The 13996-nt window shown below is 51.8% G+C and carries 11 protein-coding genes and 1 pseudogene; 11 read left to right on the top strand and 1 reads right to left on the bottom strand.

Going from position 1 to position 13996, the window contains the following annotated elements:
• Positions 1 to 193 precede the first annotated feature (193 nt).
• The 11 genes and pseudogenes from nrdE to emrB all read left to right on the top strand — a co-directional run.
• Positions 194 to 1540 (top strand): annotated as a pseudogene (gene nrdE, locus IB222_RS05350) (class 1b ribonucleoside-diphosphate reductase subunit alpha); the annotation flags it as partial.
• A gap of 10 nt (positions 1541 to 1550) precedes the next feature.
• The gene (gene nrdF, locus IB222_RS05345; RefSeq protein ID WP_063940983.1) at positions 1551 to 2510 is read left to right on the top strand and encodes a class 1b ribonucleoside-diphosphate reductase subunit beta; all 960 of its coding nucleotides are present in this window, start codon (positions 1551 to 1553) and stop codon (positions 2508 to 2510) included.
• Between the two features lie 354 nt (positions 2511 to 2864).
• Positions 2865 to 4067 carry a glycine betaine/L-proline ABC transporter ATP-binding protein ProV gene (proV, locus tag IB222_RS05340; protein WP_003825980.1) on the top strand — a complete coding sequence of 401 codons (1203 nt, stop codon included), beginning with the start codon at positions 2865 to 2867 and terminating at the stop codon, positions 4065 to 4067.
• The gene (gene proW, locus IB222_RS05335; protein WP_148361567.1) at positions 4060 to 5124 is read left to right on the top strand and encodes a glycine betaine/L-proline ABC transporter permease ProW; all 1065 of its coding nucleotides are present in this window, start codon (positions 4060 to 4062) and stop codon (positions 5122 to 5124) included. The genes proV and proW overlap by 8 nt, the downstream gene beginning before the upstream one ends.
• Before the next feature lie 93 nt (positions 5125 to 5217).
• Positions 5218 to 6213, top strand: a complete 996-nt coding sequence (gene proX, locus IB222_RS05330; RefSeq protein WP_003825976.1) for a glycine betaine/L-proline ABC transporter substrate-binding protein ProX — start codon at positions 5218 to 5220, stop codon at positions 6211 to 6213.
• A 190-nt stretch (positions 6214 to 6403) separates the two neighbouring features.
• Entirely contained in the window at positions 6404 to 7588 is a 1185-nt protein-coding gene (locus IB222_RS05325; RefSeq protein ID WP_125112814.1) for an MFS transporter, read from the top strand.
• A gap of 122 nt (positions 7589 to 7710) precedes the next feature.
• Positions 7711 to 8448, top strand: a complete 738-nt coding sequence (locus tag IB222_RS05320; protein WP_003825971.1) for an AzlC family ABC transporter permease — start codon at positions 7711 to 7713, stop codon at positions 8446 to 8448.
• A complete protein-coding gene (ygaH, locus tag IB222_RS05315) occupies positions 8438 to 8773 on the top strand; it encodes an L-valine transporter subunit YgaH (protein ID WP_003825969.1) in 336 nt (111 codons plus the stop codon). Before IB222_RS05320 ends, ygaH begins: the two co-directional genes overlap by 11 nt.
• 90 nt (positions 8774 to 8863) lie before the next feature.
• Positions 8864 to 9394: a multidrug efflux transporter EmrAB transcriptional repressor EmrR gene (emrR, locus tag IB222_RS05310; RefSeq protein ID WP_003037300.1), complete on the top strand. Its 531-nt coding sequence runs from the start codon at positions 8864 to 8866 to the stop codon at positions 9392 to 9394.
• A gap of 129 nt (positions 9395 to 9523) precedes the next feature.
• Positions 9524 to 10696 (top strand): multidrug efflux MFS transporter periplasmic adaptor subunit EmrA, encoded by a 1173-nt coding sequence (emrA, locus tag IB222_RS05305; protein WP_149384670.1) that lies wholly within the window; start codon positions 9524 to 9526, stop codon positions 10694 to 10696.
• Between the two features lie 16 nt (positions 10697 to 10712).
• Positions 10713 to 12251, top strand: a complete 1539-nt coding sequence (gene emrB / locus IB222_RS05300; RefSeq protein WP_149384671.1) for a multidrug efflux MFS transporter permease subunit EmrB — start codon at positions 10713 to 10715, stop codon at positions 12249 to 12251.
• A gap of 48 nt (positions 12252 to 12299) precedes the next feature.
• Here emrB and IB222_RS05295 read toward each other — a convergent pair whose 3' ends face one another.
• Complete coding sequence (locus IB222_RS05295; protein ID WP_126317512.1) at positions 12300 to 13670, bottom strand: carbohydrate porin; 1371 nt, start codon at positions 13668 to 13670, stop codon at positions 12300 to 12302.
• Positions 13671 to 13996 lie beyond the last annotated feature (326 nt).

The following is a 13996-nucleotide window of genomic DNA, read 5'->3' as shown; positions in this document are numbered from 1 at the left end:
TACTAACGGCCCACCGGCCTGTTGAGGAACCTGTAAAACGGAAAGGCTCATTGAAGCCGTATATTTTCTGGAGGTTCATCAGGCGCGGAACTCATCAAGGCGCGGGAATAAAATCCCATTCAGACGCCGGATAGATTCAAGCAAGCCAACTTGTCGTCAAAATCGGTGTTGCAAAAACGGGAGTGACCATAGATTACGTTTTCTCGATACTAAGCGCGAAAACGCCGACGAGAAAATCCGCATCAAAACGCTCTCGCTTGGCGTGGTGATCCCGGATATTACCTTTCAACTGGCGAAAGAAAATGCCCGAATGGCGCTGTTCTCACCGTATGACGTGGAACGGATTTACGGCAAACCGTTCGGTGATATCGCCGTGAGTGAGCGGTATGACGAACTGGTTGCCGACGAACGTGTGCGCAAAAAATTCATTAACGCCCGCGATTTCTTCCAGCGGCTGGCCGAGATCCAGTTTGAGTCTGGCTATCCTTACATCATGTTTGAAGATACGGTGAATCGCGCCAATCCGATTGCCGGTCGGATCAATATGAGCAACCTGTGCTCGGAGATTTTGCAGGTTAACAGTGCCTCTACCTACGATGAAAATCTCAATTACGCGCAGACCGGGCACGATATTTCCTGCAATCTCGGCTCGTTGAACATTGCCCATACCATGGATTCACCCGATTTTGGTCGTACCGTGGAAACGGCGGTTCGTGGCTTAACCGCCGTTTCGGACATGAGCCATATCCGCAGCGTGCCCTCGATTGAGGCCGGGAACAGCGCATCGCACGCAATTGGTCTTGGACAGATGAATCTGCACGGGTATCTGGCGCGGGAAGGGATCGCCTACGGTTCACCGGAAGGGCTGGATTTTACCAATCTCTATTTCTATACCATCACCTGGCATGCGCTGAATACGTCAATGAAGATCGCCCGCGAGCGCGGTCAAACCTTTGCCGGATTCAAACAGTCGCGCTACGCCAGCGGCGAATATTTTAACCAGTATCTGCAGGGCGACTGGCAGCCAAAAACCGACAAGGTTCGCACGCTGTTTGCCGCCAGCGGCATTACGCTGCCGACGCGCGAGATGTGGTCACAGCTGCGTGAAGATGTGATGCGCTACGGCATTTATAACCAGAATTTACAGGCGGTTCCCCCCACCGGTTCTATCTCCTACATCAATCATGCCACGTCAAGCATTCACCCGATCGTGTCGAAAGTGGAGATTCGCAAAGAGGGCAAAACCGGGCGCGTTTACTACCCTGCCCCGTTTATGACCAATGAGAATCTGGCCTTGTATCAGGATGCCTATGAGATCGGTCCACAAAAAATCATTGATACCTACGCAGAAGCAACACGCCATGTCGATCAGGGGCTTTCACTGACGCTCTTTTTCCCCGATACCGCCACCACGCGCGATATCAACAAAGCGCAGATTTACGCCTGGCGTAAGGGCATCAAATCCCTGTACTACATCCGACTACGCCAGTTGGCGCTGGAAGGCACCGAAATAGAAGGCTGCGTGTCATGCGCGCTGTAAGGAGGAGAAAATGACATTATCCCGCGTGAGCGCCATCAACTGGAACAAGATTGAGGATGATAAAGATCTTGAGGTATGGAACCGTCTGACCAGTAACTTCTGGCTCCCGGAAAAGGTCCCGCTCTCCAATGACATTCCGGCCTGGCAAACGTTGAACGCCGCCGAACAGCAGCTAACAATCCGCGTTTTTACCGGGCTGACGCTGCTCGACACCATTCAGAATGTTGCCGGAGCACCAGCGTTAATGGCTGATTCGTTAACACCGCATGAAGAGGCGGTGCTGTCGAATATCAGCTTTATGGAGGCGGTGCACGCCCGTTCATACAGCTCTATTTTCTCCACCCTTTGCCAGACCAAAGATGTGGATGCAGCTTACGCCTGGAGTGAAGAAAATACCCCACTCCAGCGCAAGGCGCAGATCGTTTTGGCACATTACGCCAGCGACGAACCGTTGAAGAAGAAAATTGCCAGCGTGTTTCTGGAATCCTTCCTGTTCTATTCCGGCTTCTGGTTACCGATGTATTTTTCCAGCCGCGGAAAATTGACCAATACAGCCGATCTTATTCGCCTGATTATTCGTGATGAGGCCGTTCATGGGTATTACATTGGTTATAAATATCAAAAAGGTCTGGAGCATATTTCCGAGTCCGCACGCGAGGAGTTAAAGAACTTTGCCTTCGATCTGCTGATGGAATTGTATGATAACGAAGCGCGCTATACGGAAGAATTGTATGCAGAAACAGGCTGGGTGGATGACGTCAAAGCCTTCCTTTGCTACAACGCCAATAAGGCATTGATGAATTTGGGGTATGAGGCGCTATTTCCACCTGAAATGGCGGAGGTTAACCCGGCAATCCTTGCCGCGCTGTCGCCCAACGCTGACGAAAACCACGATTTCTTCTCGGGTTCTGGCTCATCCTATGTGATGGGAAAAGCGGTCGAAACCGAAGACGACGACTGGAATTTCTAGCAATCAATTCTGCGGGAAATACCGTACATTTTTCGCGGAAATATTTTAACAGGATCACACTTTTGTCGTGCAAATATAATTGTGTGATCTACACTCAATATCAGCCGCATTATTCGCCTGCATTCCAGCAATTCAGGCGATTTTTCATTGGCATTTACAAAAAATATTAACCCGCTCACATTCGCGCTCAGCCCTTATATCACGGGAAGTCCCGCCATCTGGCCTTTGGCAATATTCATGCCACAACCAAATTCAGGGTTGTCTCAGATTCTCAGTATGTTAGGGTAGAAAAAGGTCACTATTTCCATCAGGTAATATATCGATATAAACAAATAACAGGAATCATTCTATTGCATGGCAATTAAATTAGAAGTTAAAAATCTCTATAAGATATTTGGAGAGCATCCCCAGAGAGCCTTCAAATATATTGAAAAAGGACTTTCAAAAGAGCAGATTCTGGATAAAACGGGGCTATCGCTTGGCGTTAAGAACGCCAGTCTGGCCATTGAAGAAGGCGAGATATTTGTCATCATGGGATTATCCGGTTCGGGTAAATCCACAATGGTACGCCTTCTCAATCGCCTGATTGAACCCACCCGCGGGCAGGTATTGATTGACGGCGTAGACATCGCCCGGATATCCGATGCTGAGCTTCGCGAGGTGCGCAGAAAAAAGATTGCGATGGTGTTCCAGTCCTTTGCCCTGATGCCACACATGACGGTCCTGGACAATACGGCATTCGGCATGGAATTAGCCGGTGTTGGTGCGGATGAACGTCGTGAAAAAGCGTTAGATGCGCTGCGCCAGGTTGGTCTGGAGAATTATGCTCACGGTTACCCGGATGAACTTTCCGGGGGGATGCGCCAGCGTGTGGGCCTCGCCCGCGCATTAGCCATTAACCCTGACATCTTATTAATGGATGAGGCCTTCTCAGCCCTCGATCCGTTAATTCGTACCGAGATGCAGGATGAGCTGGTAAAGCTACAGGCGAAACATCAACGTACCGTAGTCTTTATTTCCCATGACCTCGATGAAGCCATGCGCATTGGCGACAGAATTGCCATTATGCAAAACGGTGAAGTGGTCCAGGTCGGTACGCCGGATGAAATCCTGAATAATCCGGCCAACGATTATGTACGCACCTTCTTCCGTGGCGTTGATATTAGCCAGGTCTTTAGCGCGAAAGATATTTCACGCCGTAGTCCCGAAGGTTTAATTCGTAAAAACCCCGGGGTGGGTCCACGTTCGGCGCTGCAATTATTGCAGGACAAAGATCGCGAATATGGTTACGTGATTGAACGTGGCAATAAATTCGTTGGCGTTGTTTCTATCGACTCATTAAAAACAGCATTAAGTCAGGCGCAAGGTATTGAAGCGGCATTGATCGATGAGCCGTTAGCCGTTGATGCACAAACCCCTCTCAGCGAGTTGCTTTCTCATGTCGGTCAGGCCCCGTGCGCGGTGCCGGTTGTAGATGAGGAACAGCAGTATGTGGGCGTCATTTCAAAACGCATGCTGTTACAGGCTTTAGATCGTGAGGGGGTAAACAATGGCTGATCAAACTAATCCGTGGGACACCACACCAGCGGCCAACAGTGCCGCACAAAATGCTGATGCCTGGAGTACGCCATCAGGCGCGCCCACTGACGGCGGTGGCGCGGACTGGCTGACCAGCGCACCCGCGCCGGCACCAGAGCATTTCAATATTATGGATCCGTTCCATAAAACGCTGATCCCGCTGGACAGTTGGGTCACAGAGGGGATCGACTGGGTCGTTACCCATTTCCGTCCGGTCTTCCAGGGCATTCGTGTCCCGGTGGATTACATTCTCAACGGCTTTCAACAGCTGCTGTTAGGTATGCCAGCCCCGGTAGCGATTATCCTGTTCGCGCTGATTGCCTGGCAGATTTCCGGCGTGGGGATGGGCGTTGCTACGCTGATTTCCTTAATTGCCATCGGTGCCATCGGCGCGTGGTCGCAGGCCATGATAACCCTGGCGCTGGTGTTGACCGCGTTGCTGTTCTGCGTGGTGATCGGTCTGCCGATGGGAATCTGGTTGGCGCGCAGTCCACGGGCAGCAAAAATTGTTCGCCCGCTGCTGGACGCCATGCAAACCACGCCCGCGTTTGTCTATCTGGTGCCGATTGTCATGCTGTTTGGTATTGGTAACGTCCCGGGCGTAGTGGTGACGATTATCTTCGCCCTGCCGCCAATCGTGCGTCTGACTATTCTGGGGATTAACCAGGTGCCAGCCGATCTGATTGAAGCCTCGCGCTCGTTTGGCGCCAGCCCGCGTCAGATGCTGTTTAAAGTGCAGCTCCCGCTGGCAATGCCCACCATTATGGCTGGGGTTAACCAGACGCTGATGCTGGCGCTCTCAATGGTCGTCATCGCGTCGATGATTGCCGTCGGCGGACTGGGTCAGATGGTTCTGCGCGGAATCGGTCGTCTGGATATGGGGCTTGCCACCGTCGGCGGGGTTGGGATTGTGATCCTCGCCATCATCCTGGATCGCCTGACGCAGGCCGTCGGTCGCGACTCGCGTAGTCGTGGCAACCGTCGCTGGTACACCACCGGTCCCATTGGGCTTATCACTCGCCCATTCACGAAGTAATTCACCCGTTGCCCGGTGGCGCATGCTTACCGGGCCTACAATTCATTAACTTGCACAAAATCATTCAGGATGAATGTGTAATAAGGAACAACGATGCGACAGAAAGTAATTATTGCCACAGCGTTTGCCACCCTTGTCTCCACCAGCACTTTCGCTGCCGACCTGCCGGGCAAAGGCATCACCGTACAGCCAATCCAGAGCACTATCTCTGAAGAATCCTTCCAGACGCAGTTAGTCGCCCGTGCGCTGGAGAAACTGGGTTACACCGTTAACAAAACCAGCGAAGTTGACTACAACGTCGGCTATACCTCCATTGCCTCTGGCGATGCAACTTTTACCGCCGTGAACTGGCAGCCGCTGCATGATGATATGTACGCCGCTGCGGGCGGAGACAAAAAGTTTTATCGCGAGGGGGTATTCGTTACAGGTGCCGCACAGGGTTATCTGATCGACAAGAAAACCGCTGAGCAGTATAAAATCACCAATATCGCCCAGTTAAAAGATCCGAAGATCGCCAAAATCTTTGACACCAACGGTGACGGAAAAGCCGATATGATGGGCTGTTCACCGGGCTGGGGCTGTGAAGCAGTAATCAACCACCAGAACAAAGCTTTCGATCTGGAAAAAACCGTCGAGGTCAGCCACGGTAACTATGCGGCGATGATGGCCGACACCATTACCCGCTTCAAAGAAGGTAAACCCATTCTTTACTACACCTGGACACCGTACTGGGTCAGCGACGTAATGAAGCCGGGTAAAGATGTGGTCTGGCTGCAGGTACCGTTCTCTTCCCTACCAGGTGAGCAGAAAGATATTGATACCAAACTGCCAAACGGTGCCAACTACGGCTTCCCGGTGAACACTATGCATATTGTCGCCAATAAAGCCTGGGCGGAGAAAAACCCGGCTGCGGCGAAACTGTTTGCCATCATGAAGCTGCCGCTGGCGGATATCAACGCGCAGAACGCAATGATGCACGACGGGAAAGCGTCTGAAGCCGACGTGCAGGGTCACGTTGACGGCTGGATCAAAGCCCACCAGCAGCAGTTTGACGGCTGGGTGAACGAAGCGCTGGCCGCGCAGAAATAATCCACTCACAGGCCTGATGAGTGTAGCGCCATCAGGCCTGTAACCGCATAAATGCCGGATGGTGGCGCGATGCACCTAATCCGGCCTATCCTCCCTCCCCCAATCGCACAATCCATCACTCAACAAATCAGCAACATTTAATCACTTCCGTTATGATTGTTTTCTGCAACCCATTACTCAGTTGAAAACAATGACGAAAACTACTCAGGGACTTAGCCCTTCGCTGATCCTGTTAATGTCTATTGCCACCGGCCTCGCCGTCGCCAGTAACTATTATGCGCAGCCGCTGCTCGACACCATCGCGCGCAACTTTTCGCTATCTGCCAGTACCGCAGGGTTTATCGTCACCGCGGCCCAACTCGGCTATGCCGCCGGTCTGCTGTTTTTAGTCCCGCTTGGCGATATGTTCGAACGTCGGATGCTGATCGTCTCCATGACGTTGCTCGCAGCTGGTGGCATGCTGATTACCGCCAGCAGTCAGTCACTGGGTATGCTGATCCTCGGCACCGCTCTGACCGGACTGTTCTCTGTAGTCGCACAGATTTTAGTTCCGCTGGCGGCGACACTTGCCACGCCAGACAAGCGCGGTAAAGTTGTCGGCACGATTATGAGCGGCCTGCTGTTGGGCATTCTGCTGGCACGCACCGTAGCGGGATTACTGGCCAATTTGGGCGGCTGGCGCACCGTGTTTTGGGTGGCATCGGTATTAATGGCGCTGATGGCGATTGCGCTGTGGCGCGGTCTGCCGAAGATGAAATCAGAAACGCATCTTAACTACCCGCAACTTCTGGGTTCGGTATTCAGCCTGTTTATCCACGATAAACTGCTGCGTACCCGCGCGATGCTGGGCTGTCTGACCTTTGCCAATTTCAGTATCCTATGGACATCAATGGCGTTTTTGCTCGCCGCACCGCCGTTTAACTATTCAGAAGGCATGATTGGTCTGTTTGGTCTGGCGGGTGCCGCAGGGGCGTTAGGCGCACGTCCGGCGGGCGGTTTTGCCGATAAAGGTAAATCCCACCTGACCACAACCATGGGGCTGCTATTACTGCTGCTCTCCTGGCTTGCTATTTGGTTTGGGCACGCTTCAGTACCCATGCTGATTATCGGTATTCTGGTGTTGGACCTCACCGTTCAGGGAGTACACATCACCAACCAGACGGTTATCTATCGCATTCATCCGGATGCGCGTAATCGCCTGACCGCCGGATACATGACCAGCTATTTTATTGGCGGAGCGGCAGGTTCGCTAATTTCAGCCTCCGCCTGGCAGCATGCCGGGTGGGCTGGCGTTTGTCTGGCGGGTACGACCGTTGCCGTACTCAACCTGGTGGTCTGGTGGCGAGGTTTTCACCGTCAGGAAGCCGTAAATTAAGCGTATAGTGCATGTTTACCGCTGATTGGGCTCCACAGGGTGTTAAGGAGCCCATCAGTCTGCTAAGGTTATAACTCATTGAACCAAGTTATATTAATTTCGGTAATGAAACCTATAACCCTATGGAAAGCCCTGTACCCCAGTCTGAATCCTGTTCGGCAACGTTAACGGAAGGATTCAAAGACAGCCTGCCAATAGTCATCAGCTATATTCCGGTCGCTTTTGCATTTGGTCTCAATGCCACTCGCCTTGGCTTTACGCCGGTTGAAAGCGTCTTTTTCTCCTGCATTATCTATGCGGGAGCCAGCCAGTTTGTCATTACCACCATGCTCGCTGCGGGCAGTTCGCTGTGGGTCGCCGCCCTTACCGTCATGGCCATGGATGTCCGCCATGTTTTGTACGGCCCTTCCCTGCGCAGCCGAATAGCCCAGCGACTGAGTAAACCCAAAAGTGCACTGTGGGCTTTTGGCCTTACCGATGAAGTCTTTGCCGCCGCAACGGCAAAACTGGTCCGGGATAATCGGCGCTGGAGTGAAAACTGGATGATCGGCATCGCACTGTGCTCCTGGGCCTCCTGGGTGTTTGGTACGGTGATCGGCGCGTTTTCCGGCAGTGGTTTACTCAAGGATTACCCGGCGGTTGAAGCGGCACTGGGATTCATGCTCCCGGCGCTGTTTATGAGCTTCCTGCTCGCGTCATTCCAACGTAAACAAGCGCTCTGCGTGACTGCCTCCCTGGCCGGGGCGCTGGCTGGCGTCATGCTGTTTTCCATCCCTGCCGCTATCCTTGCAGGTATTGTCTGCGGATGCCTGACGGCGCTCATCCAGTCATTTTGGCAGGGAGGTCCTGATGAGCTATGAGGTTCTGCTACTTGGCCTGTTGGTCGGCTGCGTTAATTACTGTTTTCGCTATTTGCCACTCCGTCTTGGGGTGGGCAATGTTCGCCCGACGAAGCGCGGCGCGACGGGCATATTACTCGACACTATTGGCATTGCATCTATTTGCGCCCTGCTGGTGGTGTCTACCGCGCCAGAAGTGATGCACGACGCTCGTCGGTTCGTGCCTACGCTGGTGGGGTTTGTCATACTGGGCGCAAGCTTCTATAAGACCCGCAGCATCATCATTCCAACGTTACTGAGTGCTCTGGGCTATGGATTAGCCTGGAAAATGCTTGTTGGCTTATAGATAAAAACAATCATTTTAAAGAAATAATACATTTACTTTATTTGTCACTGTCGTTACTATATCGGCTGAAATTAATGAGGTTATACCCAAATGGATAGTTCGTTTACGCCCATTGAACAAATGCTAAAATTTCGCGCCAGCCGCTACGAAGAGTTCCCTTATCAGGAAGTGCTTCTGACTCGCCTATGCATGCACATGCAGGGCAAGCTGCTGGAAAACCGCAATAAGATGCTGAAAGCTCAAGGGATTAACGAGACGTTGTTTATGGCGTTGATTACGCTGGAGTCTCAGGAAAACCACAGTATTCAGCCTTCTGAACTGAGTTGCGCGCTTGGCTCGTCACGCACTAACGCTACCCGCATTGCGGATGAGTTAGAAAAACGTGGCTGGATCGAACGTCGTGAAAGCGATAACGATCGCCGCTGTCTGCATCTGCAATTGACCGAGAAAGGCCATGCTTTTTTGCAAGAGGTGTTACCGCCTCAGCATAACTGCCTGCATCAGCTCTGGTCGTCTCTTAGCACCACCGAAAAAGATCAGCTTGAGCAAATTACCCGTAAACTTCTGACCCGTCTTGATCAGATGGAGCAGGATGGCGCGGTGTTAGAAGCGCTGCGCTAACGCGCCGACTCGCTCAGAAATCCAGATTTATAAATGAAAAAACCGACAGGCCAGCACGCATACTGCTGGCCTGTCTGATAAACAGGTCGGCTCAGCCGATGTGAAAAAAATAAGATCGTGGAGAACAACATGAGCGCAAATGCGGAGACTCAAACCCCGCAGCAACCGGTCAAGAAGAATGGCAAACGTAAAAGTATGCTGCTCCTTCTGACCTTGCTCTTTATTATCATTGCCGTGGCATATGGGATTTATTGGTTTTTAGTACTTCGTCATGTCGAAGAGACAGACGATGCGTACGTGGCAGGGAACCAGGTTCAAATCATGGCTCAGGTATCAGGCAGCGTGACGAAAGTCTGGGCTGATAACACTGACTTTGTAAAACAAGGCGATGTGCTGGTCACCCTCGACCAGACAGACGCAAAGCAGGCATTTGAAAAAGCCAAAACTGCGCTGGCTTCCAGCGTGCGTCAGACGCACCAGTTGATGATCAACAGCAAGCAGTTACAGGCAAGCATTGAAGTGCAGAAAACCGCGCTGGCGCAAGCACAAAGCGACTTTAATCGCCGAGTTCCGCTGGGCAATGCCAACCTGATTGGCCGCGAAGAGCTGCAACACGCTCGTGATGCCGTCGCCAGCGCTCAGGCCCAGCTTGATGTCGCGATCCAACAATATAATGCTAACCAGGCGATGATTCTGGGTAGCAAGCTGGAAGATCAACCCGCTGTGCAACAGGCTGCTACCGAAGTGCGCAATGCCTGGCTGGCGCTGGAACGTACCAGAATTGTCAGCCCAATGACCGGTTATGTATCCCGTCGCGCCGTACAGCCTGGTGCACAAATTAGCCCAACCACACCGCTGATGGCGGTTGTTCCGGCCACTAACCTGTGGGTAGATGCCAACTTCAAAGAAACACAGCTCGCGCACATGCGTATCGGCCAACCGGCGACCGTTATCAGCGATATTTACGGCGATGACGTAAAATATACCGGTAAAGTTGTCGGTCTCGATATGGGTACGGGCAGCGCGTTCTCCCTGCTGCCAGCGCAGAACGCAACCGGCAACTGGATCAAAGTCGTCCAGCGTCTGCCGGTACGTATCGAACTGGATGCGCAGCAACTGGCACAGCATCCATTACGTATTGGTTTGTCTACGCTGGTTACGGTAGATACCTCAAATCGTGACGGACAAATTCTGGCATGCCAGGTTCGTACCACGCCGGTATCAGAAAGTAATGCACGTGAAATCAACCTTGCTCCGGTCAATAAGATGATCGAAGAGATCGTGCGGGCCAACGCGGGCTAATTCAAAGGTGCGTGTGATGCAACAGCAAAAACCGCTGGAAGGCGCGCAGCTCGTCATTATGACGATCGCGCTGTCCCTGGCGACATTCATGCAGGTGCTGGACTCCACCATTGCTAACGTGGCGATCCCCACTATCGCCGGGAACCTCGGCTCTTCACTGAGCCAGGGAACCTGGGTGATCACCTCATTCGGGGTGGCGAACGCTATCTCTATTCCGATCACCGGCTGGCTGGCAAAACGCTTTGGCGAAGTAAGACTCTTTATGTGGTCAACTATCGCCTTCGTCATTGCGTCATGGGCATGCGGGATGTCCACCAGCCTGAACATGCTGATTTTCTTCCGCGTAATCCAGGGTATTGTTGCCGGTCCATTAATTCCGCTGTCACAGAGCCTGTTGCTGAATAACTATCCACCCGCCAAGCGTTCCATCGCCCTCGCGCTATGGTCGATGACGGTGATTGTTGCCCCGATATGTGGTCCTATTCTTGGGGGCTATATCAGCGACAACTATCACTGGGGCTGGATATTTTTTATCAACGTGCCAATCGGGGCTGTGGTGGTATTGATGACCCTGCAAACCCTGCGCGGTCGGGAAACCAAAACCGAGCAGCGGCGCATTGACGCCATTGGTCTGGCACTGCTGGTCATCGGTATCGGCAGTTTGCAGATTATGCTCGACCGCGGCAAAGAGCTGGACTGGTTCGCCTCGCAGGAGATTATCATCCTGACGGTGGTCGCCGTTGTCGCTATCAGCTTCCTGATCGTCTGGGAGCTTACCGACGAGCACCCCATTGTCGATCTCTCGCTGTTTAAGTCGCGCAACTTTACCATCGGCTGTCTGTGTATCAGTCTGGCCTATATGCTCTACTTCGGCGCAATCGTCCTGCTGCCGCAGCTGCTGCAGGAGGTATACGGCTATACGGCAACCTGGGCTGGTCTGGCGTCAGCGCCGGTTGGGGTGATTCCGGTGATCCTGTCGCCGATTATCGGCCGCTTCGCGCACAAGCTGGATATACGTCGGCTAGTGACGTTCAGTTTTATAATGTACGCCGTCTGTTTCTACTGGCGTGCGTGGACGTTCGAGCCGGGTATGGACTTTGGCGCATCGGCCTGGCCGCAGTTTATTCAGGGGTTCGCGGTAGCCTGCTTCTTTATGCCGCTAACCACCATTACGCTGTCCGGTTTACCGCCTGAACGTCTGGCGGCGGCATCCAGCTTGTCGAACTTTACGCGAACGCTGGCAGGTTCCATCGGTACATCGATTACGACGACAATGTGGACGAACCGCGAGTCGCTGCACCATGCTCAGCTAACGGAATCTGTTAACCCCTACAACCCAAATGCACAGGCTATGTACGATAAGCTGCAGGATTTAGGGATGACGCACCAGCAGGCTTCAGGTTGGATAGCTCAGCAGATCACCAATCAGGGGCTGATTATTTCCGCTAACGAAATCTTCTGGATGTCGGCGGGGATCTTCCTGGTCCTGCTTGGCCTGGTGTGGTTCGCCAAACCGCCCTTCGGTGCGGGCGGCGGTGGTGGTGGCGCACACTAACTATCTGATAAAAGGGATCTGCGGATCCCTTTTTTATTAGACCTACAATCAGAAGTAATATTTGAATCTCAGACGCCCGCCGTAACGCGCATCTTCGCTGTTATCACCATTATTCGGATTGGCCTCTACCCATGAAGCATAGGCGCCGAGGTAGATGTTAAAGTTTTTCATATCCATCACATTGGGGAATAAATATGAGGCATGAATAGTGTGAATGTCATAATTGCCGGGATCGGTGATCCAGCAATCGTCCTCACAAACGGTATCGATATTGGTAGCATTGAAGGCTTCGATTTTGTTATGCGCATAGATATAACCCAGTTCAAATCGATGCCACAACGCATTCACCCCAGCGGTAAAATCTGTCTCATCGGTCGCATCCATATAGGCGGTATTCAGGTTAATCACTGCGCCATCTTCCGGGTCCGTTTTTTGACCATTCCAGGTCATGGTAAAACCATAGCCCGTACGATCTGACTGATCGATCCACGTCCCATTTTGGTAATAGCCGTAGGCGTTGTTAACGACGTTACTTTCCATCGCTATCGCCGTTGAAAAACGCCCGTTTTGCCAGGCGATAACCGGACGGACGTAAGCCACGTTTTTATCGTTGGTTAAATCCATTCCGTGGTACTGCTTCTCGGTATATAACGTACTGCCATTTTCCAGCAATGTGTTAACTTCGAAATACCAGTTGTCGATGGTTTTGCTCAGCAGGAAGTTACCCCCGCTGTCGCTACGTCCCCGTCCTTCTTTCATCATATAGATATAGCCGTAACCGTCACTGTAGAGATCGTTCGCTGTATTCCCCGAATATTCAACAAACGTATCCTGATTCAGCGGGAACATATCGTAGGCTTCAAAACGACCAACCTTAATTTTCCAGTCATTCTCACGACCAAAGAAGAAAACGGCATCATCGAGGTTCATTTTTCCGGTCAAGTCCGCCAGAGGCTGTACCGAGAACCCTGCAAAATTACCGTTGTCCCTCCGCTGGTAGCCGTCAAAGCCCAGCAACAGGCGTCCGTTAATATCCCAGCGTTCATTGGTTCCTGGTGCCCAATCTTTATTCGCTGATGTTCTCGTCGATGTCAGGCTACCGGAACGGCTTGCCGCATCCATATTAAATTCGACATCGCCATAGAACTTAATATCGCTGAAGCCAGATAATGTCAGCTTAGGCGGAGTTTCACCTGCTGCAATCGGCTCGGCAGACTGGACATTCACCGTCGGCGCAGCAGCGACCTGCTGCTGCTTCAGCGAGCGAATTTGCGCCTCAGCATCGGATGCCCGTTTTTCGGCATTAACAACACGTTGCTCCAGTTCAGCCAGACGCTGCTCAATAGTGATATTATTTGCTGCCCAAAGGTTATGAGAAAAGCAAGCACCGATCATCAGCGCCAAATATTTAGCCTTCATTTTCATCCCTAAAGTTTAATGTATACCAGATAAGATTTGATAAAAGCCCTATCTACCGGCTATTAAAAGAGTCTTGTTATTACCCGGATATCTGGCACATTCCATTATGTTTTTCTATTAATTATTTATGTTTTTTAGTTTATGTGATCAATACACTCTGGCATCGTTAATTACCCGCCTCTTTCTGTTTACCAGATCACACTTTATTATTCGACAGGTCAGGCATCACTTAAATTAAAATGTATTCTCGCCGCAAATATAATAAGCACACATTATATTAAGCAATAAAAAACCCCGGACATAAACCGGGGTTAATATAAATACTA

Source organism: Citrobacter sp. C13 (genome assembly GCF_014596815.2).
Classification (GTDB): domain Bacteria; phylum Pseudomonadota; class Gammaproteobacteria; order Enterobacterales; family Enterobacteriaceae; genus Citrobacter; species Citrobacter portucalensis.
This window is presented reverse-complemented; position numbering and strand designations above follow the sequence as displayed.